Source organism: Deltaproteobacteria bacterium, assembly GCA_017302835.1.
GTDB lineage: Bacteria > Bdellovibrionota > Bdellovibrionia > Bdellovibrionales > Bdellovibrionaceae > UBA2316.
Map to the genome: position 1 here is coordinate 51,817 of JAFLCC010000002.1, position 26,438 is coordinate 78,254.

General features: G+C 38.7%; 27 protein-coding genes. 14 read left to right on the top strand and 13 right to left on the bottom strand.

Annotation, left to right across the window (positions count from 1 at the left end; translation table 11 throughout):
- Window positions 1-26 precede the first annotated feature (26 nt).
- The 13 genes from J0M15_02190 (at window position 27) to J0M15_02250 (ending at window position 12,698) form a co-directional block, all read left to right on the top strand.
- Entirely contained in the window at window positions 27-332 is a 306-nt protein-coding gene (locus J0M15_02190) for a rhodanese-like domain-containing protein (protein MBN8535835.1), read from the top strand.
- Between the two features lie 17 nt (window positions 333-349).
- Window positions 350-784: a YeeE/YedE family protein gene (locus tag J0M15_02195; protein ID MBN8535836.1), complete on the top strand. Its 435-nt coding sequence runs from the start codon at window positions 350-352 to the stop codon at window positions 782-784.
- Window positions 774-1,220 carry a YeeE/YedE family protein gene (locus J0M15_02200; protein ID MBN8535837.1) on the top strand — a complete coding sequence of 149 codons (447 nt, stop codon included), beginning with the start codon at window positions 774-776 and terminating at the stop codon, window positions 1,218-1,220. Before J0M15_02195 ends, J0M15_02200 begins: the two co-directional genes overlap by 11 nt.
- A gap of 117 nt (window positions 1,221-1,337) precedes the next feature.
- Window positions 1,338-2,414, top strand: coding sequence for a phospho-N-acetylmuramoyl-pentapeptide-transferase (locus tag J0M15_02205; GenBank protein MBN8535838.1), 1,077 nt, complete (start codon window positions 1,338-1,340; stop codon window positions 2,412-2,414).
- 130 nt (window positions 2,415-2,544) lie between these two features.
- The gene (murD, locus tag J0M15_02210) at window positions 2,545-3,933 is read left to right on the top strand and encodes a UDP-N-acetylmuramoyl-L-alanine--D-glutamate ligase (GenBank protein ID MBN8535839.1); all 1,389 of its coding nucleotides are present in this window, start codon (window positions 2,545-2,547) and stop codon (window positions 3,931-3,933) included.
- Window positions 3,934-4,108: 175 nt separating this feature from the next.
- Window positions 4,109-4,501: a hypothetical protein gene (locus J0M15_02215; protein ID MBN8535840.1), complete on the top strand. Its 393-nt coding sequence runs from the start codon at window positions 4,109-4,111 to the stop codon at window positions 4,499-4,501.
- Between the two features lie 4 nt (window positions 4,502-4,505).
- Window positions 4,506-5,603, top strand: a complete 1,098-nt coding sequence (locus J0M15_02220) for a cell division protein FtsW (protein ID MBN8535841.1) — start codon at window positions 4,506-4,508, stop codon at window positions 5,601-5,603.
- Between the two features lie 8 nt (window positions 5,604-5,611).
- Entirely contained in the window at window positions 5,612-6,688 is a 1,077-nt protein-coding gene (murG, locus tag J0M15_02225; protein MBN8535842.1) for an undecaprenyldiphospho-muramoylpentapeptide beta-N-acetylglucosaminyltransferase, read from the top strand.
- Between the two features lie 3 nt (window positions 6,689-6,691).
- Entirely contained in the window at window positions 6,692-8,107 is a 1,416-nt protein-coding gene (locus J0M15_02230; protein ID MBN8535843.1) for a UDP-N-acetylmuramate--L-alanine ligase, read from the top strand.
- A 176-nt stretch (window positions 8,108-8,283) separates the two neighbouring features.
- A complete protein-coding gene (locus J0M15_02235; GenBank protein MBN8535844.1) occupies window positions 8,284-9,024 on the top strand; it encodes an FtsQ-type POTRA domain-containing protein in 741 nt (246 codons plus the stop codon).
- A 54-nt stretch (window positions 9,025-9,078) separates the two neighbouring features.
- Window positions 9,079-10,329 carry a cell division protein FtsA gene (gene ftsA, locus J0M15_02240; GenBank protein ID MBN8535845.1) on the top strand — a complete coding sequence of 417 codons (1,251 nt, stop codon included), beginning with the start codon at window positions 9,079-9,081 and terminating at the stop codon, window positions 10,327-10,329.
- A 14-nt stretch (window positions 10,330-10,343) separates the two neighbouring features.
- Entirely contained in the window at window positions 10,344-11,900 is a 1,557-nt protein-coding gene (gene ftsZ / locus J0M15_02245; protein MBN8535846.1) for a cell division protein FtsZ, read from the top strand.
- A gap of 3 nt (window positions 11,901-11,903) precedes the next feature.
- Window positions 11,904-12,698 carry a UDP-2,3-diacylglucosamine diphosphatase gene (locus tag J0M15_02250; GenBank protein ID MBN8535847.1) on the top strand — a complete coding sequence of 265 codons (795 nt, stop codon included), beginning with the start codon at window positions 11,904-11,906 and terminating at the stop codon, window positions 12,696-12,698.
- A 5-nt stretch (window positions 12,699-12,703) separates the two neighbouring features.
- Here the strand turns inward: J0M15_02250 and J0M15_02255 are convergent, their stop codons facing one another.
- From J0M15_02255 to J0M15_02270, 4 genes are all read right to left on the bottom strand, one after another.
- Complete coding sequence (locus J0M15_02255; protein ID MBN8535848.1) at window positions 12,704-15,613, bottom strand: hypothetical protein; 2,910 nt, start codon at window positions 15,611-15,613, stop codon at window positions 12,704-12,706.
- Between the two features lie 18 nt (window positions 15,614-15,631).
- On the bottom strand, window positions 15,632-16,186 hold the full coding sequence (locus J0M15_02260; GenBank protein MBN8535849.1) for a hypothetical protein: 555 nt from the start codon (window positions 16,184-16,186) through the stop codon (window positions 15,632-15,634).
- 218 nt (window positions 16,187-16,404) lie between these two features.
- Entirely contained in the window at window positions 16,405-17,028 is a 624-nt protein-coding gene (locus J0M15_02265) for a hypothetical protein (protein MBN8535850.1), read from the bottom strand.
- Between the two features lie 211 nt (window positions 17,029-17,239).
- Window positions 17,240-17,674, bottom strand: coding sequence for a TRL-like family protein (locus tag J0M15_02270; GenBank protein MBN8535851.1), 435 nt, complete (start codon window positions 17,672-17,674; stop codon window positions 17,240-17,242).
- A 64-nt stretch (window positions 17,675-17,738) separates the two neighbouring features.
- Here J0M15_02270 and J0M15_02275 point away from each other — a divergent pair, with 64 nt between their 5' ends.
- Window positions 17,739-18,299 carry an NUDIX hydrolase gene (locus tag J0M15_02275; protein MBN8535852.1) on the top strand — a complete coding sequence of 187 codons (561 nt, stop codon included), beginning with the start codon at window positions 17,739-17,741 and terminating at the stop codon, window positions 18,297-18,299.
- Between the two features lie 74 nt (window positions 18,300-18,373).
- Here J0M15_02275 and J0M15_02280 read toward each other — a convergent pair whose 3' ends face one another.
- From J0M15_02280 to J0M15_02320, 9 genes are all read right to left on the bottom strand, one after another.
- Window positions 18,374-18,823 carry a hypothetical protein gene (locus J0M15_02280; protein MBN8535853.1) on the bottom strand — a complete coding sequence of 150 codons (450 nt, stop codon included), beginning with the start codon at window positions 18,821-18,823 and terminating at the stop codon, window positions 18,374-18,376.
- A gap of 52 nt (window positions 18,824-18,875) precedes the next feature.
- Window positions 18,876-19,211 carry an endoribonuclease MazF gene (gene mazF / locus J0M15_02285; GenBank protein ID MBN8535854.1) on the bottom strand — a complete coding sequence of 112 codons (336 nt, stop codon included), beginning with the start codon at window positions 19,209-19,211 and terminating at the stop codon, window positions 18,876-18,878.
- A complete protein-coding gene (locus J0M15_02290) occupies window positions 19,211-19,429 on the bottom strand; it encodes an AbrB/MazE/SpoVT family DNA-binding domain-containing protein (protein ID MBN8535855.1) in 219 nt (72 codons plus the stop codon). Before J0M15_02290 ends, mazF begins: the two co-directional genes overlap by 1 nt.
- Window positions 19,430-19,772: 343 nt before the next feature.
- Window positions 19,773-20,186, bottom strand: coding sequence for a hypothetical protein (locus J0M15_02295; GenBank protein ID MBN8535856.1), 414 nt, complete (start codon window positions 20,184-20,186; stop codon window positions 19,773-19,775).
- A 288-nt stretch (window positions 20,187-20,474) separates the two neighbouring features.
- Window positions 20,475-20,801, bottom strand: coding sequence for a hypothetical protein (locus J0M15_02300; GenBank protein MBN8535857.1), 327 nt, complete (start codon window positions 20,799-20,801; stop codon window positions 20,475-20,477).
- Window positions 20,802-20,952: 151 nt separating this feature from the next.
- The gene (gene recN / locus J0M15_02305; protein MBN8535858.1) at window positions 20,953-22,644 is read right to left on the bottom strand and encodes a DNA repair protein RecN; all 1,692 of its coding nucleotides are present in this window, start codon (window positions 22,642-22,644) and stop codon (window positions 20,953-20,955) included.
- 20 nt (window positions 22,645-22,664) lie between these two features.
- On the bottom strand, window positions 22,665-23,570 hold the full coding sequence (locus J0M15_02310) for an NAD(+)/NADH kinase (protein ID MBN8535859.1): 906 nt from the start codon (window positions 23,568-23,570) through the stop codon (window positions 22,665-22,667).
- Window positions 23,570-25,612, bottom strand: a complete 2,043-nt coding sequence (locus J0M15_02315) for a M3 family metallopeptidase (GenBank protein ID MBN8535860.1) — start codon at window positions 25,610-25,612, stop codon at window positions 23,570-23,572. Before J0M15_02315 ends, J0M15_02310 begins: the two co-directional genes overlap by 1 nt.
- 112 nt (window positions 25,613-25,724) lie before the next feature.
- Window positions 25,725-26,423, bottom strand: a complete 699-nt coding sequence (locus tag J0M15_02320; protein MBN8535861.1) for a hypothetical protein — start codon at window positions 26,421-26,423, stop codon at window positions 25,725-25,727.
- Between the last annotated feature and the right edge of the window lie 15 nt (window positions 26,424-26,438).

Sequence of the window (26,438 nt, forward strand, 5' to 3'; positions counted from 1 at the left end):
TATCATGCGAAGAATTAAATAGATCTTTGACTCATGATTATGGAATTTTAACAAAAATAAAATTAATCGATGTTCGACGGCCAGAGGAATACAATGGTGAATACGGTCATATCAAGGGATCTAAATTAATGCCTTTGGGTTTTGAGCTCGAGAATTATTTAAAGCAGGAAGATAAAAGTACTGAAATGGTATTTATCTGCCGAAGCGGTGGCCGTTCGGGTAGTGCTACGGGATATGCGCAAAACTTGGGATTTAAAAGCGTCGTTAATCTCGCAGGTGGAATGATCCGTTGGACCGAGTTGGGATTCCCTGCAGAAGATAGACAAAGCTAGATTGTCATAGGAGTTTTATGTATTCGTCGGGATTCATATTATCGATAACCAATGCTATTATTGGTGGGGTTTTAATCGGAGTGGCATCTGCACTGATGTTAATATTGAATGGCAGGGTTGCTGGAATCGCAGGAATTTACAATGGCATCTTAGGATTAACTAAAAAGGACACAGCATGGAGGGTCGCATTTGTAGCCGGGTTAGTCTTTGCGGGAGTCCTTTTTTTTCAAATAGCTCCCGAATTGTTTGTGAATGAATCCAAACGTTCAACACCCGTGATTATTATTTCTGGATTGCTCGTTGGATTTGGAACCATCTTGGGAAGTGGCTGCACGAGTGGTCATGGAATTTGTGGAATTTCCAGAGGATCTGTAAGGTCCTTTTTAGCCACATTGACTTTTATGATGGCAGGTTTTTTTGCAGCCTCGCTGATGGGTTATTATGGATTATAAAAAATATGGATTTCAAATTTTATCGGCCTTGATTGTCGGGTTTCTTTTTGGGCTCGGGTTAATTTTTTCAGGGATGACTCAACCTCAAAAAGTGATTTCATTTTTAGATATCTTAGGAAATTGGGATCCCTCTTTGATGTTTGTGATGTTGGCGGCTATCCCAGTTCATTTTCTAACTTTTAAATTGATTGTGAATAAACCATCTCCTTTGTTGGATGTGAAATGGCATTATCCGACTAATAAAGAAATCACCAAGCCTTTGATTTTTGGAAGTCTGCTTTTTGGAATAGGTTGGGGTCTTGGCGGTTATTGCCCGGGGCCAGCAATGGCGTCTCTGGGATCAGGAGCTTTAAATGTTATTCTATTTCTGATTTCGATGACCTTTGGCATGTGGCTATTTGGTAGGCTGAATAAGAAGTTTCATTTTAAAAGATAAAACTCGTTTGTTTTCAGTAACATAAGAGTTTTATCTTGCCTTTTTGATTTCAATTGTGTTAAAGATAATTCACTCGATTCAATCAAAAAATAATCTTCATACAGTCTGGGATGTGGAATGTTATACCAATGGCTTTACTCATTTGCTAATGAAATTTCCGCTTTTAATATTTTTCGTTATATCACTGTTCGAACCTTTATCGCTTTTTTTACCGCTTTTTTTCTTTGTCTTATCTGGGGTCCTGTTTTTATTCGTAGACTTATTAAAAGTCATTATGGACAAGCCATCAGAGACGATGGGCCACAAACTCACAAGAAGAAAACGGGCACTCCAACTATGGGTGGTGGATTAATATTATTGTCTACATTGATTCCTTGTTTGTTATGGGTGGACATCCATAGCCCTTATGTTTGGTCAGTTTTAATCATAACCTGGGGCTTTGGAGTCATAGGCTATATTGATGATTATTTAAAAGTAAGCAAGAAAAACACCAAAGGACTTTCTGGAAAGCTAAGATTGTTTTGCGAGTTTTTAATTTCTGGTGTGACCTTATTTGTGATGGTGCAGTACTTTCATTTATCAACCTTGGTCACCATTCCCTTTTTAAAAATGTTCCATTTTGATTTAGGATACTTTTATATTTTATTTTCTTCTCTCGTAATCGTTGGGACTGCAAATGCAGTTAATCTGACTGATGGATTAGATGGTTTAGCGATTGTTCCGGTAATTATCAGTGCTTGCACTTTGGGGCTGTTTGCTTATTTTGCGGGTCATGCTGGGATTGCTGGTTATTTACAAATTCCCCATGTTTTAGGAGCGAGTGAATTAACCCCTGTCGCCGCCACGATTGTGGCATCAGGATTGGGTTTCCTTTGGTTTAACGCTTACCCAGCACAAGTTTTTATGGGGGATGTAGGAAGCCTCAGCCTTGGTGGCTTTTTAGGAACCATGGCGGTCTTAACAAAAAATGAGATTTTGATGATGCTTTTAGGGGGCGTATTCGTTGTCGAGGCATTGAGTGTGATTTCGCAAGTGATTTCCTTTAAGCTCACGGGAAAAAGAATTTTTAAAATGGCCCCTATTCACCATCATTTTGAATTGGGTGGAATGACTGAAAATAAAATTATTGTGCGTTTTTGGATCGTGTCCCTCCTTTTGGCAATCCTGAGTCTTGCAACTTTAAAATTAAGATAAATAAGGATTAAATTTAAAAGGTATTATTTGAAGGAAATAGCTTTAGAAATTTTAGGTTAGAAAATATTGGCATTAGAAATCATTAGTTAAGAATTTATTAGGTTAGAAATCATTAAAAATGGGGTAAATTATGTTCAAAGAAGTCTCTGAGTTAAAGGATAAACGAATACTAGTTGTAGGTTTAGGAAAGACAGGCGTTTCGCTCTGTCATTTTCTGAGTCAGCACGGGGCTCAGGTGACGGTGACGGATCATAAGTCAAAACCTGAGTTATCAACACAATTGGAACTTTTAGATGGTTTGCCAATTAAATTTGAATTAGGTTCACATTCTCCAAAAACCTTTCTACAGCAAGATCTTGTTGTTTTAAGTCCTGGAGTTTCTCCAATACTAAAGATTTTTGAATATGCCCGCAATCAGGGAATTAAAATTACGGGCGAGTTTGAATTTGCTCAAGGATTTATTAAAGAACCCATCGTAGGTATTACGGGAACTAATGGTAAAACAGCGGTTGCAAGAATGATGGAATCCATGCTCAAAGAAAGTGGCATTTCTTGCTGGGTAGGTGGTTCGAATGAAAAACCCTTGACGGATTATTTGCGCTATAATGAAAAGGCCCAGGTAGTCATTATCGAAGTCTCAAGTTTTATGTTAGAACACGCTGAAAACTTTAATCCAAATAATATTGTATTTACAAATTTGGCCGAAAACCATTTAGATCGATATCGTTCTATGGAAGAATACATAAATGCAAAAAGAAGAGTGTTTAGAAACACAAATCAAATGACCACGTCTATTTTAAATGCCGATGATAATGCAGTGGTGGAACTTGCCAGAGATCCAGCAGTTCAAAGAGGAAAAATATTTTATTTTTCAAGAAAACAAGCTCTGGAGCCACAAATAATGAATATCGGCGGGGCTGTGAATATTGGCGATGAAATCCGTGTACGTACAGGCCCAGAGGTCGAGTATTATAGTCTTAAAAATGTTAAAATTAGAGGCAAACATAATATTGAAAATTTAATGGCGGCCATTCTTACAGCGAGAGAATATGGAGCTAAGAAAGAAGCGATTCAGAAAGTCATCGAGACCTTTAGTGGATTACCTCATCGCATTGAGTACGTTAGAAAAGTTCGTGGAGCCATTTTTTACAATGATTCCAAAGCAACAAATGTTCACGCTGTTCTAAGGTCTTTGGACACGTTTGATGAGAATGTCATATTGATCATGGGTGGTAAGGATACTAATTTAAATTACGAGCCTTTAAGAAACATGATCAAGCGAAAAGTAAAAACCTTGATATTAGTTGGTGAGGCCAAGGAGCGAATCAATAGAGAGTTGGGTGATTTTGCGGAAACATTTTTGATTGGCACCTTTGAAGAGGCAGTCTTGATTTCATTTCATAAAACAAGAATTGGTGATATTGTCCTGTTGTCTCCGGGGTGTTCTAGTCATGATATGTTTGATAGTTATGCCGAACGTGGTGACTATTTCAAAGAGATCATTCGAAAGTTTCAATAATTTTTATAGAAAAGAACATAATTAAAACTTAGGGCCAGTCAATAGATAAGTGATCACTCTTTTTCACTGGCCCTAAGGTCTACAAATCGAAGTCTCAATTGAAGAATAAAACTTGAATTGCGGAATTAATTAAATAGAATATTCGTGAGATCTTAAATATGAGAAGGAGATTCATATGTCCGGTATAAAGATTGTAGCCTCTGTCCTTGTTGGATTTTTTTTCTTGTCAGGGTGTACCTCCATGCAAAAAAGACAAGAGGAAAGAAATAAAGTAGCACAGAGCTCTGGTTTGTATTGTGAGTTTGTAAATGGTGATGCCAATAATGATGTTGATGTGGAAGTGAATCTTCGCATGTCCAAAAAATGTGACGTCAATAAACAGTTCACTTTAACTAATTATAAAAATGCATCTGATTTATTTGGCGTTATATTTTGTTGCCACTATCAGAAAAGCTCGAACTCTTCTACTTCGAGTTCAACGGCATCCCCAGCCTCAACGTCTAAAGGTCCCGGATCTGCACCAGGAGCAGCATCTCCTTCCGCTCAAGGTGGCGATGATTTAAATTAATTTCATGACAAAACCCCTATCTTCCAATTTATTTTTAGCGCTTTTAGCTTTGTTGGGGATGGGGATTGTTCAAGTGTACACCTCGAGTTACATTTTTGCTTTTGAAACTTATGGCGATGGGCTTTTCTTTTTTAAGAAACAATTACTTTTTGGGTTCGCCAGTCTTATCGTTTTTTTTATTGCTTTTTCAATTCCTCTAGCCTGGATACAAAAATTTAGTTGGTTGTTGTGGATTGTTGGTTTTTTAGGTGTTGGCCTGACTTTGATACCTGGGGTGGGAGTCAAAGTCGGTGGTGCCTACCGGTGGCTTCAATTGCCTTTTGGTTTGCGATTTGAACCTGGAGAATTATTAAAAATTGCTTTTATTTTTTACTTTTCATCCCTGCTTTATTTTCGAAAAACGCTTTTTAATAAAATACCCATGATCTTTCTAGTAGCCGTTTTATTAATTCCTCTTTTTTTACTATTAAGACAACCTGATTTTGGCAGCTTTGCTATTATTTGTCTTACGGCAATCAGTTTGCTTTTTGCCTTTGGACTTTCTTGGAAATATATTTTAGGTGGTTTCGTAGCGATTATTCCTTTATTTTATTTTTTAGTGATGCAAGTGGATTATCGTAGAGCGAGAGTGATGACCTTTTTAAATCCCTGGGCAGATCCAGAGCATAAAGGATTTCAAGTGATTCAATCAATGCTCAGTTTTCATTCCGGTGGTCTAACGGGAGTTGGGTTAGGACAGGGTCAAGGAAAATTGTTTTTCCTTCCCGAGGCGCATACAGATTTTACCCTCGCTGTGATGGGTGAAGAACTAGGTTTTTTAGGTTTTTTCTTTATTCTTTGTATTTATGGGTTCATTCTTTATCGGACTTTGCAGATTGCTATTTTAATTAGGTCTGATTTTTTTAAATCAATTGTTGTGGGGTCAGCGTTAGTATTTGGAATAAATGTCTTTATTAATTGTGGTGTTGTGTTAGGATTGCTGCCAACGAAAGGCTTAACCTTACCATTTTTAAGTTATGGGGGAAGCTCTCTATTAGTATATATGTTTTTGTTTGGTATCGTTGTTAATATCGAAAAGAATATGGAGCGAAATTTAAATTGAAAAAAATAATGATTGCTGGTGGCGGAACGGGTGGCCATATTTATCCCGCCATCACTATCGCAAAAGCCATTCAGCGATTGAACCATTCCTGGGAAATTGAATTTGTAGGAACGCCGGAAGGTCTTGAATCTCAAATAATCCCGAAGGAAGGGTTCTTAATAAACCTTATTTCCGTTGGAAAATTAAACTACAAGGGCTCCCTGTTTAAAAAATTGGTTACCTTGTTTCGATTGCCCTGGGGATTTATCAAATGTTTAGCTTTGGTCATTGAAAAAAAACCAGTATTGGTTTTAGGAGTAGGAGGTTATGCCTCTGGGCCTTTTGTTTTAGCAAGTTCCTTGATGGGTGTTCCGACGGCTCTTTGGGAACCAAATGCTCATCCAGGTTTGACGAATCGTATTTTAGCCCGATTTGTAAGGAAATGTTTTATTGTATTCGATGAGGCCAAGCTTTATTTAAAAGCAAGGCGTTTTATAACTGTAGGTGTTCCTATTCGAGAGGAAATCGAAAAACTTTATCAAGAGATAAGCGCACCTCACGAGAAATTTAGAATCTTAGTGTTTGGCGGATCTCAAGGGGCGCGAGCGATAAACACGGCGGTGAAAGAAATGATTTTGAATTTTCCCTGGGAAGGGGTTGAGTTTATTCATCAAACGGGTGTTCATGATTTTAATGATATAAATGTAAGTTATCAAAATAAAGATTTTGCAAAGGCCTATGAGTATTTATATCAAATGGATCAAAATTACTTGTGGGCTGATTTGGTTATTTGCAGGGCTGGAGCCGGGACGGTTGCTGAGATCGCCGCAGCAAAGAAGCCAGCGATTTTTATACCACTCCCATCTGCAGCTGATGATCATCAAAAAAAGAATGCCGAAGCTTTGGTAAATCAAAATGCGGGAATGATGATAGAGCAAAAAGATTTAAAACCTGAATTATTATATAAAAAAATACAAGAATTAAAAAACAATGAGGAATTAAGGCTTAAAATAAGTCAAAATGTAAAATTGTTTTATCAGCCGCAAACGGCGGCAAAAATGGCAGAACAAATAGTTAACATGCAATACGATAATCACGAAGAGTAAGTTATGAGTTTACAAAAATCAAAGTTTCATTTCATAGGTATTGGTGGCATTGGTATGTGTGGGTTGGCAGAAGTATTAGCCAACATGGGAATGGAAGTCACAGGTAGTGATTTGGTTGAAAATGCAAATACCGAGAGATTGAAGAAAAAGAACATTAAGATTTACATTGGACATCATGAGTCTCATTTAGGAAATGGAGATTCCAAATCAGAAATGAATTCAGAAATGAAGTCTGACAGTGAAGTGGATGTTGTTGTCTACAGCTCTGCAGTTTCAGCAAATAATCCCGAAATGAAGGAGGCTCGGGCTCGAGGAATTCCTGTGATCCCTAGAGCCGAAGCTTTGGCTGAAGTGATGAGATCGAAAAGAGGCATTGCCATTGCTGGAACCCATGGGAAAACAACAACAACAAGCATGGTGTCTTCGATATTTCTTAGCGCGAACAAAAATCCAACCATTGTGGTGGGCGCTCGATTTGAAAAAATCAATTCCACTGCTTTGCTTGGAAGTGGTGAATGGATGATTGCGGAAGCTGACGAGAGTGATGGCAGTTTTAACAAGCTCACCCCAGAAATATCAATTATTACCAATATCGATTCCGATCATATGGATTATTATAAGACATTTGAGAATTTACAAAAATCATTTTATGATTTTGCATTAAAAATTCCCTTTTATGGAATCAATATTATTTATGGTGATGATCAGGTGACTCGAACCTTATTTGAAAACTTTCCTAAAAAGATTTGGTATTATGGCTTTAGTTCTCAGAATGATTTTTGGCTCCAAGGTGAAAAAGGCAAATACGAAATTTATTATCATAATAAAAAAAACAGTAAACATAACTTGCTAGGAATTTTGGAATTAGAAATTCCGGGACGCCATAACGCTTTAAATGCTCTCGCATCTTTATTGGTTGCCTACCATTGTGGGCTTGATTTAAATCAATCACTTCACGCTTTGAAGAATTACAAAGGTGTGGATCGACGATTTCAATTTAAGGGTGAATACAATTCGATTAAAGTTTATGATGATTATGGACATCATCCAACGGAAGTCAGGGCAGTTCTGGAAGGTATCAGAGAAAAATTTCCTGAGAATCGAATTGTAACCTTGTTTCAGCCGCATCGTTATTCAAGAACGCAAAGTTGTTGGCATGAGTTTTTGAACTGTTTCTATTTAACGGACGTTTTAATTTTAACTGATATCTATCCTGCAGGAGAGGCCCCCATCCCTAACATTAGCTCCAAAAAATTATATGATGAACTGAAGCTGGATAAGAAATATTATTTAGCAAAAGATGTGGATTATATTGTAAGTCTGGATCAAATCCTGAAACCAGGTGATATTTTTCTTACTTTGGGAGCTGGGGATAGCTGGAAGATTGGTATGTCATTAATCTCTGCTCACACCAATTAATAGAAATGGGTACCAAATTTATTCCTATCGAGTCTGTCCCCAAAAGGTCCAACGAAGTAGATGACCTTTTGGGGACAGACTCCTGTCAATTCCTGGTTGTGACAAAGGTAGGGAACCTGTAAATCCCGACTCTACATCAGAATGAGATCAGGCTATTATACAATAAAGCCACAACTATGAGTCAAAAAATAATAAAAGTTATTATCATGATCCTTCTGCCAATAATTATTTTTGTTCCTCTTTGGAAATTAAATGAGCAAGGCTATTTTGAATTAAAAGAAATTAAATTTGAAAATGCATATTGGGATCGTCAAGATTTCTATTTGGATTCATTAAAGCAACATTTAAATGCCCAATTAGAAAACTTTAAAGGTAAGTCTTTATTTCAAATCGATCTGAGTGAAGTTGTTAAAATCATTTCTAATGAAAAATGGATTCGGAATTTTGAAGTACAAAGAGAGTGGCCCAATTCATTGAAGGTTAAAATAAATAAATTTGATATCGTCATGCTTTATTGGGATGAAAATAATGATGTCTTTCCCATATTCGAAAATAATGAAATGCTTGATAAAATAAATAAAAATCAAATTCCAGATCGCGTGCATCTTTATGATCGGAAAGTGGCTCTGCAAAAAGATTTAAGAAAGAAGACGATCGATTTGATTCAAAGACTTCCAGAAAAAGGTCCTCTCAATCAAAATGAAATTGCAGAAGTAGGTTACAATAAAAAAACAGGATTCTGGTTGCAGCTGATAAAAAATGATCTGCTCATTCAAATGGGTGAAGATAAAATTGAAATCAAGTCAGAACGAGTTTCAAATGTAATGGAATATCTAGAATCAAAGCGAATTGATGCTCGCGTCATAGATGCAAACCTTTCACAGAAAGTTCTTGTCAGGTTGCGTAAGGGTCCCTAAGCTTAAACGATAAGGACTTAAGATGAGTCCTGTTTAGACTTAAGGGATTATTCCATGAGTAGTTTAAAATCAAAGAATCCGGTTATTGCAGGTTTGGACATTGGCTCTACGAAAGTAGGCTTTGTTATTGGTGTCGTCAATTCTGAAAATAAGATTGAAGTCGTCGGTGTTGGCAAGGCCCATAATACCGGTATTCGTCAAGGCGTTGTGGTGAATATTGAGGCCACCCAAAGCGCTATCAAAAAAGCGAAGGAAGAAGCCGAACTCATGTCAGGATATCAGGTCCAGGAGGCCTGGGTTGGGGTCAGTGGAACCCATATTAAATCTTTTGACTCAAAAGGCATGATTGCCATCAAGAACAAAGAAGTAACTCAATCAGATATTGATCGAGTCATTGAAGCAGCAAAAGCCGTGGCCGTCCCCGCTGATCGACAAGTTTTACATGTTCTTCCAAGAGAATACAAAGTGGATACCCAAGATGGAATTTCAGATCCTATTGGTATGTCTGGAGTTCGACTTGAGGCAAATGTTCACATCGTCACGGGTGGGCAAACAGCCATAAACAATACGATTAAGTGTGTAGAAAAGTCGGGAATTAAAATTAAAGGATTAGTATTAGATTCTTTAGCCGCCTCCATGTGCGTTCTTTCTGAAGACGAAAAAAGTCTTGGAGTTTGTGTTGTGGATATGGGTGGTGGTACCTGCAATTTACTCTATTTTGTGAATGGGAGTGTGGCTCATACCTCAGTGATTCCCGTAGGCGGGCAACATTTTACCCATGATGTAGCTATTGGTTTAAGAACACCACAAAATTCAGCAGAGCAGTTAAAGGTTGATTTCGGATATGCCATTTCTTCGCAGATAAATGAGCAAGAAGTCGTGGATGTTCAAGGGGTCGGAGGAAGAAAATCCAGATCCATTCCGCGCAAGGATTTAGCTGATGTTCTGGAGGCTAGATCTGAAGAGACTTTAAATCTTATTCAACAAGATATGAAAATGAGCGGTTTGATGTCCATGATGGGCTCGGGAGTTGTGCTTACGGGAGGGGCCTGTCAATTACAAGGACTTGTCGAAATGGGTGAATTTATTTTTGAAATTCCTGTGAGAAAAGGAATACCTTCTGGAGTTGGTGGACTTTCTGATGTCGTCAGGCTCAGTGAGTATGCGACGGCTGTGGGTCTTTTATATTACGGATTAAACGAAAATAAAGAAGAGCTTTCAAAACAAGGACACGAGTTTATAATATCTGAATCAGCAGATTCGCTTGCAAAAAAGATGAAAGAATTTTTTGCACAAATTTTTTAATTAGGGGAGAGAATATGTTTGAGCTAGAGGAAAATATCAGTATTGGAGCGAACATAAAAGTAGTGGGTGTTGGTGGCGGCGGCAGCAATGCGGTTTCGACAATGATTGCTGGTGGAATGACCGGTGTTGAGTTTATTGTGGCCAACACAGATATTCAAGCCTTGAACTCAAATAAAGCCGCAACTAAATTACAACTGGGATTAGATTTAACCAAAGGCTTAGGCGCTGGTGCCAATCCTGATGTAGGAAGAAGAGCTGCCATTGAATCCTACAATGAAATTGTTGAAAAGCTAGAGGGCGCTGATATGGTTTTTGTCACTGCTGGCATGGGTGGTGGCACAGGAACAGGTGGCGCACCTGTTGTCGCAAAGATTGCTCGAGAGCTGGGCGCTCTTACTATTGGAGTTGTGACCAAGCCCTTCATGTTTGAAGGTAAGAAAAGAAGCAAGCACGCAGAAAGTGGATTGCAAGAATTACGAGAAAATGTCGACACTCTTATCGTCATTCCTAATCAAAAGCTATTAACAATTGCTGCAGAGAAAACCCCTTTATTGGAAACATTCAAAAAAGCTGACGAGGTTTTATTACAAGCCGTAAAAGGCATCTCTGACTTGATAAATATACGTGGTTTAATTAATCTAGATTTTGCAGATATTCGCACGGTGATGAAAGAAAAAGGCATGGCCATCATGGGAACGGGCGCTGCTAAAGGTGAAAACCGTGCGGTTCAAGCCGCGACAGCAGCCATTTCTTCTCCGCTTCTTGAAAATATCAAAATTGATGGAGCTACAGGAATTATTATCAACGTCACCGGGGGATCGGATCTCAGCCTTTACGAAGTTAATGAAGCCTCCACCCTTATCACAGAGGCAGCCCATGAAGATGCCGAAATTATTTTTGGAGCCGTTATTGATGACAGCTTAGGGGATGAAGTGCGAGTGACTGTAATAGCCACCGGTTTTTCAAAACCAGAACCTAAGATCAATGTACAAGACGCCTTTTCTGGAATGCAAAATTTCCTAAATCCAATCGTTAACAATCAGGGTGTTTCGATGCCCAATTTGAATTTCACACTGCCCCCTATGCCCAATTTGAATTATGAATTGCCGCCCATTTCAACGGTGCAAAACTCAGTGAATTATTTTACTCAAGAAAAAATATTTTCACAAGAAATTCATATGCCGATGGCGATGCCAAGTCCAAGTCAAAATCAAAGTCAAAATCAAAGTCAAAATCCTGTTCCACAAGCGATGGAAGAGATTCATCAGGTTCCCTCTGTTTCTCAAATCCCTGCTCCTCAGCCCATTGAAGCGACGCCTATTGCTCCGATAGACTCGTCTTTAAATACTCGAGAAATGTTGATCGCCAAGGCACGCGCTTTTAGAGAAAGTCAGGAAATAAAAAATAAACATCATCAGCCAGAGCAGCTTTCAATGAATGTGGACGCCGAGGCTTCCTTAGAAGAAGCCAGAAAAATGGCCCGGGAGGTCTTAAACTCCTCATTCTCGAGTCAAAATTTAGAAGTTCCTTCTTTTATTCGCAAAAGACAAAGTCAAGAAATTGATAAATAATGAATGGCAGTTAGTTACTTTTTATCTGATGTTCATATAAAAGATAATCAAGATATAAATTATATAAAACTCAATCAGTTTTTAGAAAAAGATTGGTTGAGTCATCGGGGCGATATTTATTTACTTGGAGATATCTTTGATCTTTGGGTTTCAAACCATCAAATTTTTGTTCATTCCTATAAGCGGCTTATACATAATTTAATTCAGGTTAAACAAAAAGGATTTAAAGTCGTTTACTTTGAAGGAAATCATGATCTTCATTTAAATAAATTTTGGCATCAGGAATTAGGATTTGAAGTTCAAAGAGAAATAAAGACCTATTCCATTGAGGGATTAAAATTTCGATTAGAACATGGTGATTTGATCAACTCCAAAGACCTAGCCTATTTGCGGTTACGTCGATTTCTAAGAACACCGACAATGACATTTTTAGCTCATACTATTCCTGGATTGTTTTGGAAAATTTTGGGACAAAAATGGAGTCATGAAAGCAGAAAAAACAGCCGTCGGTTTAAAGAAAACAAAACGACTGAAATTATCGAAATGATCCGAAACTATGCTGAAAATCAAGATCAAGATCAAAAGCAGAATCATGATCCTGACCGCGATCCTTTTGATGTAATGATTACTGGGCACATGCATGTAAAAGACACTTACGAATTTCAAAAAAACAATGAAACAAAGATATCCATCAATTTAGGATCTTGGTTTGAAGAGCCATCTATATTGAAATTTGAGCGATGTGTGCCAGGGAACTCGCTGAAGAATTTTTCCTGGATAAAATGTGAGAGTCCTTAGGGCCCTTACTCACTTTGTTTTGAAAAAAACTTAATCCAGTTTTCAAAGCTTCGATAGAAGAGCATGGGAAGGCCTTTATCATTTGCTAACATAACACCATGTTGGCCTGTGTACGTTGAACTTAAATTTGCAGGAGAGGCATCAATGGTGGTTGCTTGGGTGCTCCAAACACCTGCAGCTGATTTCGATGCGATAAAAAGGCCGTTATCAGCTGTTGAGTGAAAGGAAATCCAAATTTTACCCTCAGTGGTGATGAAAATACCTGAAGCACTGGCAATAGCTAACGGAGTGCCAATGATATAGCTTAAACGTTCAGAGGTAAATGAAGAGGCTCCACCGGCAGCGCAAGTTAAAATATTATTATCGCAAGTAACAAGTCTAATAGCTCCCGCAGTTAAGTCATAATGTGAAATATACAATTTATCGGAGGAGCTTAAAAATATACCGATTCCTTCAGCTCTGGTATTGCCGCCTTGGCCAGTATTATCAAGTACCAAACAGTTCCATGTGTAAGTGGCACTTGATTCTGCCTCGGTTGCATAGGCAAATTTCAAGGTTTTAACCCCGCCAACCAAACCTTGGTAGACGATGACGGGTCTTCCGGTGCTGGTCCAAGTAAATCTTGAGTTGATGCCAATCCCACCACTTGTTGAGGTATCGCAGCCGGTTCCTGTCGAACCAGGTCCATCAACGATGTAACGAATCCAAGCTCCATTTTTTTGTCTCTTTGCAAACTTCAATCTCTGTCCTGTCGCCCCTGTAGAGTAATCATAGTAAGAAACACCAATGGAGTCGGATGGACTGACTCCCACAGAGGTGAACTGACCGACAGTGTTTGTGGTGACCGTGGAGCCATCGACTCGGTCCAAATCAAATGAGGCTCCTTTGTTAGCAGATCGTGCAATCATCAAATAGCCTGTACTAGCGGCAATCCCTTGATTCAAAAAAGAAATCACTGGATTGCTATTGCTATCATAGGCCAGAGAAGGGTGAAGACCGTTCATAAATGTTGTGGCTCCTGCAATCGAATTGGAAACCATTCTTTCTCCAAACAGGGGAGTGGATTCTGGACCGCCCTTGAAACCATAATACAAGTGAGAGTTAGGACCTGTAGTTCCAGGTTCTTGATAAAAATAGGTGTATCCCACAGTCCCATCGGGAGCCACTTTCGCACTTAACATAGGAACGGCTGTTGCCTGCGCCACTGAATTTGTTTGATCCACGAACCAACTATTTACGATCCCCGTTGTCGAATTTATATCGCCAGGGTAGGCTCCGAAGGCCTTTATGTCTTGGCCTGTAGTTCCCGCACCTGCCGCTGTTAGAGAGCCAAAAGATCCCCACAGAACTCCCGTTGTTGAATCAAAATTAAAACCCCCACCAACAGTATTTGTTGAGCTATCCACGATAACTTGGTCAGTTAAAACCCAGTTACTGGCATGGGCTACCGGTAAAAAACTCAAAGAAATATTCGTTCCTGCGGCGCCGGTTAACGAGGCCAAATAAAGTTTAGTTCCATCAGCAGCGACCCTAAGACCCATCGTTCCTTGAGCCGCCGTGGGATGAGCTCTCACCGTTGACCAAGCTGTTGTGCTGAGACCTGAATCACAACTGCTCGGCGATAGAGTTGTTAGAATTCCTGTGGCAATCACAGCCGGAGCGGTGAGGGAAGGGGCCGCAACAAATTGACCTAAAAAGATATAACCAGTGACGGGATCTATTGCCAGATCACTGCGACTAAATTGATTCGAAGCTGCCGCAGAAGAGGCGGGAGTCGTGGTGATGCAGGCTCCTGAACAACCACTAGTGAAATCCAAGCCCTGCCAAGCAGAGCAAGAACCATCCGCATTGGCAGTCGAACATTTTAAAATAAATCCTTGAGTCGACGCCGCAGGCGTGTTGTCTACCGTCGCGGTACTTAAGACGATCCCGGTGGCATTCGCCGAGGTTCCTCCGCTGTTGTACTTACACCAGGCAGCTCCAGCTTGTTGCAATCCTGTTCCCGCTGCATAGGTTGGGGCTCCACTGACGACGCTCAAGGTGCTAGGAGACGAAGTTGAAATAACAGAGGGCGTGCTCCAAGTTCCTGCTGCTGATCTCATGGAATAAAGATAGACGCTGTTATTGGCGGTGGAGGCATAAACAACAAAGGTCAGATGAACGCGGTTGCTATCGTCGACTAAAATTCTGACCCCGGTGATGGGATACTGCAAAGTAGATAATTGGGCACCCACACTCCCTGTGGTGGCCGCAAGGATTTGCGCACCCGTGACCGCTGTTTCGATTGTCCATATTCCTGTGGTTTCTCTTTTGGCAAAGCGAATGGATTTTCCCGAGGTGGAAGCTCCTGCGCCCCCTGAACCGAAGGCGTAGGCAATCACTGCTGTTGAAACGCCCGAGCTAACAAAGTGCTTTATATCATAAATTTGTGCTTGGCTTGCAGTAGGAACGGCAACGTTGGGTGCCCCAATACAGTTAGCTGAAGTGGCACCGCCTCCACAAGTGTTCGTGATGGCGGTAATAGGGGCATTCGTGTCTACGATTTCTACCTTCCAACTGCCAGAATCGGTCATCTTCGCGTATTTCAAAGCTCCAACAATGGGCGAGACAATTGCCGTTCGATCATAATAAACAATGTCTGGATTTTTACTTATCGGATCCAGATCCATTTCTGACCATGAGCCTGTAGAGCTGTTAAAATTAATTCCCGCTCCTACGGTGACAATACTATTAATGTCCGCAGGGACCACCACCGGTGGCGTTTCCGTGGGTGGAGTTTCTGCAGGGGGAGTTTCGGTTGCAGGAGTTTCCGTTGTTGTTTGCTGGGCGGCAGGCTTTTTTGAACAAGAAAGAATAGATAAAGGAAATAATGATAAAATCAAAATAAAAATTATTTTTAAAAATTTATTTATCACTCTAGCCTCCTTTGCAAATTAGAATGAAACATGTAAACCCAATAGGGGCATTATTAAAGTGTGACTAAAATTAGAAACGCTCGAAACACTGGACGTGGAAAATTTTGAAGAGAAAGAGGCAGAGTAGTACCCGACACCTACGTCTAAAAAAAACTTATTACTAATTTTTGGATGAAATAAAAGTTTTGCATAATAGCCACTGCCAAGCCAACTTTCTGCAGATGTCGTTGTGTAATCAGTTTGTATTGAAGGAAAGTAAGTCGCCGATAACGAAACCGTATTTTTAAAAATAAATAATTTTAAACCACCATAAGGATTGCTTGAAGAAAGGGTCGATAAAGCGGTGGCGCTGATTGGCGTGGCAGAAGAAAGAATAAGATAACCAAGAGTCAAAAATAAAGGGGAAGTTTCCTTAAATGACAAATCTAGATAGGCATCGGTTACTGTGATAGATTGAGAAGGCGCCGTGTTGATGTCTTTGGTTTCTGAATTGCTCAGACTTGTAAGGGCTCCAAATGATATTGTTGCAAAAGAAGATGGAGATCCTAAAACAGTTAACAAAAAAATAAACATTAAATTATTTTTGACGAACCGTTTGTGGGTTAAAAATATTTGATAACTTACTAACCTTTTTAATTCCATGAAGATTTTGTCGGTTAGTACAAAAATGACTAAAGGTTTAAATGAAAAATTTCAGTACCCAAGGTAAATCATTTTTAATCTTAGACTTTGGCCTCAGGCCCTTAGGCGGATCCCGAGGTCGGGTCCAAGTCGGTAATTATCAAAAATAATTAAAAGATAAAAGTATAGGCTAAAATTCCTTGAATTCCAGACATCGTAGCTGTTAGGTCATTGCGATCGTACTCAACTTCACGATTTGCTTCGGTTTGTGTAAATCCTGTAAAAGTTCCTGATGCCGAGTCAGCAATATTTCTTTCAATTGGCAAGTACCTTAGATTTCCTTCCAAGGTAAGGCAATGGTTTGGCGCAAAACAAAAATCTGCCCCAAGGCCTGCTTGGCCACCAAAATTAGATCCAGCGTAGGAAAGTGATGATGTTCCTTGTTTTACAGTTCCTTTTAGATATCCAACACCCACGCCAAATTGCATAAAGAATCGAATAAAATTATTTTCCAAAGGATAGAGTCGAATTAATGGGAAAAAAGTATAGCCTGTTAATGTATGTTCATAGTCGCCAACTGTCGGCCCAGAGCCACTCCCTGATTGTGTAAAATAAGAAGGTCTTAAAACTAAAGCGAAGGAGGTGCCTGTAAATCTAAAAGCATATTGAATAAAAAAATCATAGGCAGAAGTTAAATTTTTAGTACTGACTCCGCCTTGTGTGGCATTGACATTATCAATGATAGAATTAATATCTTTTTGGGTTGATGAAACAGTTGATAAGCCAATACCAATCTCACTGCTGCCACTGATACCGCCGCCGCCACCACCACGTTTAGCTAATGAAAACTCAGAAATAAATAAAGTAGACAAAAACAATATAGCCCATAAATTGAATGCCATTTTAACCTTCCTTTACAAACAAAAAAACCCATAAACTTCCGTCTATAGGTTCATACAATTAATAATTGAGTGCAAGTAAAACAGGCCTAGACCCAAGTCCTGTTTACAAAGATGTTGGCGCCGCAGCTGGAGTCGGAGCGGGTGCAGGTACCTGGACGGGAGCGCTTGGAGAAGGCACCTTCATAGGCATCGACGATGGAGACGGACCACCCTTTGATCCCCACACGTGGGTGCAATATTGCGCGTACAATCCTAAAACATTTGTCCAAGTATGATCTACATGGGAAATCTGATTCACACCACCGGCTTTGGCTGCGGCAGAGATGCTCGCATCGCCCAAAGCGATTAAGCTCAAATAAGACGCGGCACAAGCCTCACCATGAAGATTTCCCCTCAGTGCACCCGTGGCATTCACAGGGCCTTGCACATCTGAGAATACAAAACCACTCACGGGTGTTCCAGAGGCACAACCTATCAGAGCAGTGATGGTCACCGTAGCTGCTGTGAGAGTTAGAAAACGAGATATTAACTTTTTCATAGGCATAGTCAAATTCACAAAAATTCCTTTCCATTATTTATTAAAAAGGATCATATTAATATTTATGCAAGTCAACTCATTTAAGCCATCTGATTTGGTTGAAAAAAAAATAAGCAATATCAGTAAAACAAAAGGTCATTGGATTGAAATCCACACGGATAAAATAAAACTTTCAAATAAGAAAGAATCGATTAGGGAATACATTCGTCATCCGGGTGCCGCCCTCATTATTCCCGAGTTAAGCAATGGGAAATTATTATTTATTAAACAATTCAGATATGCTCTCGGAAAAATATTTATAGAATTTCCTGCCGGTAAACGGGACGCAAAGGAAACCACTCTCCAAACAGCAAAAAGAGAGCTACGGGAAGAAGTGGGGTATACAGCTAAAAAAATCAAATTTCTGACTCGAATTCATCCCGTGATTGGATACGCTGATGAAGTGATTGATATTTATTTAGCTACGGGTTTGACCTTTACGGGGGCTCATCCAGATGAAGAAGAATTCCTCATTCCCTTAGAGCTCACCCCTAAAGAAGCCTTGAACTTGATTTGGAAACAAAAACTGACGGACGTTAAGACTCAAGTCGCCTTATTTTGGTATATCAATCACCAAAAACTTTAGGCCTCATCACCCCAGCACTTTTGTTGAAACGCTGGGGCGATTTGATCTCAAATAAACCTATGATGTTACTGTTTTTAAAATTTAATGTTGCACTTTGATTGGCTAAATTGCCAGTTATTAGCACTCGCTAAAGTCACTGATCCTTGGCCGAAATTATTATCATAGATTCGACTAGTATTAGTCTGTAAAAAGGGAATCAGTTTTATAAAACTAAACCTACCAGTGGCTCCAAACGGTAATTTGAAGTTAAAAATGATGTAATTAGCAGTAGAGATCATTTCTTTAGAATTAATGGTTTTAACAGTATTATTTCTTTCATATTGAAGCAGAACTCCATAGTTTGAACCAAATGGCTCAACAAAATTTTTTGATACAACCACTGAAGCTTGATAATAGTTGCCATATCCACCAGTAATAAAGTTTTTGGCTTCAAGAAGAACAATATTGCAATTGTTATCACCCAAATTTTCAGCGTGAGTTTGAGCTGTTAAAATCGTTATTAATAATAAAATTAAGACTTTCATAGATAATATTCCTTTCGATTAATTTCCAAAGGAATCTCAAACCATTAATAAACTATGCTTGAATAAAAAGAGCAGAAATCTTCATTAAGCATTCTTCGAGGGCTACATTTGGAGCCTTTTCTATAAATTTAGCTTTTCTAACTTTCCAGTCTAGATTTTTCAGATGATCTGATAAAACAGCTCCAGTAATTTTCTTGCCTTTGACTGCTACTTCAAAGGGGTATCCTTTTACATTTGATGTAATTGGGCAGCATACTGCCAAGCCTGTTTTTTTATTATACTTCTCAGGAGAGAGAATCAGCGCAGGACGAGTTCCTACTTGCTCATGACCTGCTTGCAGAGAAAAATTAAGCCAAACAATATCACCTCGATTAGGTATGTAAGTCATTACCAGACCTCACTGCCTTCGGTCCTAAAGTCTTCTTCCGAGTGCAAATTGTTTTTGGTAATCTGCTCCAATAAAGAGTCTAGTGAATATTCTTTTTTTGCAGGAAAAATAACAATAGTTCCATTCTTAGACTCAATTTCCACTTCGGAGTTTTCGCTTAAGTTCACTTTCTCAATTACAGTTTTTGGGATTCGGACACCAAGAGAGTTGCGCCACATCTCAGGTTTAGCAAATATTTGAAATTATAAAGTAATTTATGAAATCACCAAAACGACATAATAAGTGCGCCAGGTTTAAGGAGTTTCGAACTGTGTGAATTGGAATCAAAGTGTCCAATCTCTCGGACCCAAGGTAGTCCGTATTTGTCCTTGCAAGACATCTTAATAGTTCCCTAAGGTGAAGAATGGATTCTCGTTCAATTGCTTCATATTCTTTTCACTATCGATCATTCCCGCTGCTTGAACTTGAAATTGATAAATTTACAGTAGCCTAGAAAAGGGATTTCTTTTAATTAAAGAGGCCCAACGTTTTACGGCTGAGCTTCTTTTAAAAAAAATAGCTTTACTTAGAATTGCTAATTGAAAATGGACTATTTCTCGCAAAATTAATCACCACAGGATTCTCGGAAGTTGCCGAAGCCAGTAGATATTTAAGATATTTACAATCTGAGGATGATATATTTTTTATCGTCGAAACCAGAATTCCTGAAGTTAAATTGATATCTTTCGGGTTTTTTCCTAATCCATTATGAACCCAGAGGTTAGCAGTGGTATTATTGAAGAAGGCAAACCCTGAACAAGTAATGCGATACCCATTTTCTTTTCCTAGGCCAATATTAAGTTTTATGACCTGATTATCATAAGGATAGGAAACAGTAAGATGGTCGGTTGCATAGTCAATGAAATCATCCGTTGCCAAGGCATTCATTGAAAAAATCAAAGAAATTGCTAATAAAAATTTATTTAAATAGTTCATGTAGTTCTCCTTTTATTTAGGTTAACGACCGCAGCAATTGTAATGGGAGGGATTTCCCATGAATTCACGGTTTCGATTTAATCTAGAATTTATTTTAAATTAAAACGTTAAGTTTTTCACCTGAAGAGATTTAGACAGCAATAAAGCAATTTACGTCACCTTGTTCCCTACATTCACTGCCCTTAGATAAAATTCAGATAAATTTTAGCCAACTAGGATTGGTAAAAAATTACGTGTCGATAGCCGTACTCATTTAAAAACTGACCTTGCTTAAAAAAAGTCTGAGTTTTATGGTTTTATTACAGTAACGGAAACAGAATTGTCGGGCATTCCTCTAGCTTGAATTATTTTAACAAACTTCAAGGGTTTTTTTTCTGTATAACCTTCGTAGGTAAGTCTAAAATCAAAGCAGTTGGGACAGCGATAGGTTGCAATTTGCTCCACTTTGACTAAGTGAGCGGTAATTTTGTTTGGAAAAGAGGACTCTATTTCCGTGACTGCGGGGTGAGATAAGACATAGCCAAATAAACTTGCTGGAGCCGACGTTGCTGATATTGAAATAAAAATGATCGAGATCAAGTAAGCAAAAGAAATTTTTTTGATTGTTTGGATCATGTGAATCCCCCTGTTCTTAGTTTCATAAAAAATACAGGAAGGACTTCCCCCTGGGTAGAGATAATCATCATAACGCTGAGCTCGGAAAAATATTTCATACAAGTGCCAAAAAGGGCCAGATTATAAATCTTAAGAGCTCTTGAAACTCACTCTAAGAAAGATGTTTTAAAAGCTCTTGAGCGTGAGCCATGCTTGTTTTGGTTATTTTCTCACCGCTGATAAGCCTGGCGATCTCGCGAACGCGGTCCTTGGCATTTAATTCTTCCACCGTCATTTGAATAGTTTCATTCTGTAAGGATTTTTGAATTAGAAAATGGTGATCGCCAAATGCAGCGACTTGAGGCAAATGGGTAACACAAATGACTTGCTGGCCTTGAGCAATGGAGTTTAGTTTTCTTCCCACTTTTTCTGCTGTTTCGCCAGAAACTCCGGTGTCGACTTCATCAAAAAGATAGGTTCGGGGGTAATCTGATTTGCCAACAACTTTTTTTAATGAAAGTAAAATGCGTGATAATTCTCCTCCAGAAGCATATTTGGCCAAGGGTTTGGCGATGTCCTTAGCAGAAGTTTGGCTCATAAATTCGACATGATTCAGGCCAAGGGAATTAAAGTGATCTTTTAATTGAATTTGTACAGAAAAGATAACTCCTTTCATGTTAAGGTCTTCTAGTTCCTCATTCACCAAATCTTGAAGAGTCAAAGCACCTTGCGATCGTTTTTTGTTAAGGTCCATCGCTATTTTATTCATCTCTTTTTTGATTTCATCTCTTTGCTTTTCTAGGTCAGCTTTTCTTTTTTCAGAATTTTGTAAGAGGGAAATTTCATCTTCAATTTTTACCAAGGACTGAAGAATATCTTCCAAGCTTGGGCCATATTTTTTTTGTAATTTTCGAAGGTCGTTAAGTTTAGCTTCTTGTTTTTCGAGATTTTCTGCATCTGCATCCATTTTGTTAATATGCGTGCGTAATGAAAATAAAACGTCCTCAATTAATTCCTTGGCGCTTTCCAATTGAAAAAGCTTAGTCCCCATTTCGGGATCAAGACTCGAAAGTTCATTACCTTTCTTAAGTAAAGACTTAATTCTTGAAAGGGCCGAGTCATCATCTTGGTCCAAAGTAGCTTCCGCTGAAGATACAAATTGAATGATACGACTCATATTTTTTAATTTTTTGATTTGTGCTTCAAGAACCTCGTCTTCGCCGGGTTGCAAATCCAGAGAAGAAATTTCGTCTCTTTGATATTCTAAGTAATCAAGTCGCTGGGCGTGGTTGCGGTCATTTTCATTCAAGTCTTCTAATTTAGATTCGATATCTTTAAGCCTTGAATAGAAAGAAATAAATTGATTTCGTAATTCCCAAACACCAGAGTACCGGTCAAGCAAATCTAAGTGATAGGCTGAAGAAAGTAAGTTTTTATTCTCATGCTGTCCAGTGAGTTCTATCAAGGGCGAAGCCGGTCCCGTGACTTCAACCAGAGGAGACACCAGATCCCGTAAGCTATTTAATGAAGACATTTGGCCATTCAAATACACTTTTGACTTATCTGCAGAAATAACTCTGCGAACAACCAAAAGATCCTCATCGGTCTCAAAACCAAAGGATTCTAGTTTTTCTTTAATGTCTGGCCTGGAAGAAATATCAAATGAACCTTCTACGGTAGCTTGGCTATGGCCAGTTCGGATAATATCTGAGGTCCCTTTATTTCCCATTAGCAGAGATAAGCTTTTCAATAACACCGATTTCCCAGAACCTGTTTCTCCAGAGATCACATTGAAGCCCTCTTTAAAAAGTAAATGAAGATTTTCAATGATTGCAAAATGATTTACCTTAATTTCAATTAACATATAGTTCCCTTATTTTCCTTTTAGGCGCGTTCACCAAATTTTAATTTTTCTCTAAGTAAGTGAAAAAAATTATGCGATGGAGACCTGATAATCCAATGTTGATGAGTGCTTTTTACAATATGGATCTCGTCGGCGTTGGAGATTTCCATTTTTTTCTGACCATCCACTATGAAATGAGCTTTGGGTGTTGAGTCTTCCAATTTAAAATTTAACTTTCTGTCATCGGGAAGGATTAATGGCCTTGAATTTAAACTATGGGGGGCAATTGGCGTAAGAACAATGCAGTGAGAATCTGGATAGATCAGGGGCCCACCTGCGGCTAAATTATAGGCCGTGGATCCTGTGGGAGTGGCAATAATCAAACCATCCGCTTTTATTTGTGAGATGTAATAATTTTCACTGTAAATCGATGTATTAATAAGCTGAGAAAAACTTCCTCGCTCGATAACGATGTCATTAATTGCCAAAAAAGATGAAATTTTCTTTTTCTTTCTTATAATATGGGCTTCAAGAATAGTTCTTGATTGGAGTTCCATTTTTCCAGAAAGAGTGTTTTCAAGAATTGGAAAAATTTGATCCGAAGAAAAGTTAGTTAAAAACCCTAGGGAGCCCATATTAAAACCCAGCAAAGGGATTTTTCTTCCTTCAATGTGACAGGCGGCTCGTAAATAAGTGCCGTCCCCACCCAGAACGATGACCAGATTTAACTTTTTCCATGTTAGGGACGAAGATATTAATTGGGTACCCGGTATGGTCTTTTGATCTGGCAGAGTATAGCACGAAATTTTTCTTTCCTTGAGCCACAATGCAATTTCTGTAGCCGACAAAATGGCCTTCTCTGTTTGTTCACGGTACATGATTCCTACATGTTGAACCCGAGGTTTAAAATAATTATTTTTTGTTTCAGTTCTTCTAGTTTGAATCATTAATTTAAACCATCTCTTCTTAATAGGGCGTCTGGATCGGGTTCGCGCCCTCGAAATCTTTTGTAAATTTCCATTGGGTCTTCAGTGCCACCGCTGGATAAAATATTTTCTTTAAATGAAGAGGCAACATCAGAATTAAAAATCCCTTTTTCTTTAAAAAATTCAAAAGCATCGGCATCTAGCACTTCGGCCCATTTGTAGGAATAGTAACCGGCAGAATACCCTCCTGCAAAGACATGACTAAAACTACAAGCCGAATTCGTGCCAGCGATTTTTGGAAGAATTCGTGATTCGGCAGTAGCTTGAGTCTCAAACTCGTCGACATTTTTGATTGATTGAGGATCTGTTAAATGAAATGTCATGTCCAACAAAGCAAATTGAATCTGGCGAAGGCTCGACCAACCGGCTAAATATTTTTGAGAACGTACTAGCTTTTCAACAAGTTCCTTGGGGATTAACTGATGAGTCTCATAATGATTTGCAAACACATCTAGGCCTTCTTTTTCTTGGACCCAGTTTTCCATAATCTGACTGGGCAACTCAACGAAATCCCAAAACACGTTAGTTCCGGAAAGAGACCTGTAGGAACAGTTGGATAAAATCCCATGAAGAGAATGGCCAAACTCGTGAAACAAAGTTCGAACTTCATCGTAGTTCAACAGAGAAGGCTTGGTAGCGGTGGGCTTCGTAAAATTACACACAATACTTACATGGGGTCTTCTATTTTGATTTTCAAAAAGACCTTGTTCTCTGAAAGTAGTCATCCAGGCGCCATTTTTTTTAGTTTCGCGAGGGAAAAAATCAGTATAGAAAAGTCCCATATAGACATTTCCTTTTTCAGAATAAATTTCATATACCTTCACATCCGGGTGATAAGTTGGCAGAGTTAAATTAGCTTTAAACACAAGCCCATAAAGTTTTCTGGCATGTTCAAAAATCCCTTGAACTGCATTTTCCAGCTTGAAATAAGGTTTTAAATCTTCTTCGTGGAAAGCGTATTTATGCTCTTTTAGTTTTTCAGAATAGTAGGGGAAGTCCCAAGGTTTAAAATCTTTAAGCTGATCTTGTTCCAAGGCATAGTTGGCAACTTCCTCATAATCTTTGAGAGCCGCCGCCTTGGACTTATCTAAGAGTCGTCTTAAAAAAGAAATGACGTTATCAGGATTTTTAGCCATTCGTTCTTCAAGGACAAAATCAGCATGGGTTTTGTAACCTAAAATCTTGGCCCTTTGACTTCTTAAATGTAAAATTTTGAGTATATTATTTTGATTATCAAACTCGTCATTGAAAGATTTCGAATTATAGGCTTTGAAGAGTTTTTCACGCAAGTCACGGCTTTGTGAATAAGTGATAAAAGGAACATAACTTGGGATTTGCAAATTCACTAAATATTTTTCAGAAAGCCCTTTTTTGAGGGCCATTTCATGGGCCGCCTCAATGGCGCTTTCGGGAAGTCCTGATAAATCTTCTTTATTTAAGATCATTTCAAACTTATTCGTTGCTTTTAAGACATTTTCTGAAAACTGTGGGCTCAGCAAAGAAAGTTCTTGGTCAATGGCTCTTAGTTTTTCTTTTTCTTCAGGACTGAGTAAGGCGCCATTTCGAACAAAAGATTTATAGGTTTTCTCTAAAAGGCGAGCCTGTTCTTTGGTCAGCTTCAGCGAGGCCTTGTGATCATAAACAAACTTTACTTTTTTAAATAGCTCAGGGTTGTGAGAAACGTCAGAAGAAAAGGCAGCCGATTTAGGATAAATTTCTTTGGCCAGCAGATGCATTTCATCGGTTCCATTGGCAATTTCAAGGTTGCCAAAACAAGAGAGGATCCATTCCATTTTTTCACTGCAAGTCTCAAGTTTTAAAATGGTATTGTCAAAAGTGGGAGCGTCTGGATTATTTACTAATTGACTGAGTTGATCTTTGGCTAAGGTTATTGCGGCATCTAAAGCTGGAACAAAATGATGATTCTGAATTTTATCAAAAGGGACCGCGTTATCAAATAAAGAGTGACTTAAGAAAAACGGGTTATCAGAGATATTTGCCATTGCATTCCTTTCGCGCTTTCTTCCGTCGCGCCTTGGTCTACGAATTCGTATTGGCCCACAAAGATAGTAAATTTTTGTGGGCTAAATGACAAAGGAATTATTGCAGGGGGCTCTATTGACACTCTAAAGTAATCCCTTTTAAAGTATCTTTATCTAAGATAAGGGAATTAAAGGGGATATTTTCTAATAAATTTTTAGATTCACCGGTTACAGAGTGCCTTTGCATTTTTAACACAAGTTTATATCCTTTAGCAAACTTCTCAATCGCGTTAAGTTTTTCTTCAACCTTGTCAGCGGTTACCACTTTATCAGATTTGTCAGAAGTTTTGACCAATTCCTTTGCCTTTTCAGTGGAGGATGGCTTTTCATTTGGGACTTCAGTCTCTTTTTCATAAACCTCGATCACGTCAATTAATTCCTCTTTTTTAATCAGCACCTTCACTTTTTTTGTAGAGATTTTGGTGGAGGTAACCACGGCGTTATCATAGTTAGTGCTATAATTATAGTTACCAAAAAAAGCCGTTTCGTAAAACTTAACGGTGACTTTATCTACTTTTTCTTCTTTAGGTTCTAACTTTGTGGGTTTGTAAATCGAATAATAAAGATGATAGTTATCTACGGGACGAAAACGGCAACTCAAAATGGATGTCACCTTCGTTTCAGATTGTTTTTCTAGATCAGTGACTTCAGCAGCATGCCAATCGGCATAGGAATTTTCATCATGTTTGTTTCCTTTTTGACAAGAAATCAAAGTGGCTAAGCAAAGACCAATAAATCCTAGGGTGACATTCAAATATTTTTTTTCAATCATTTTCTACCTCTGAAG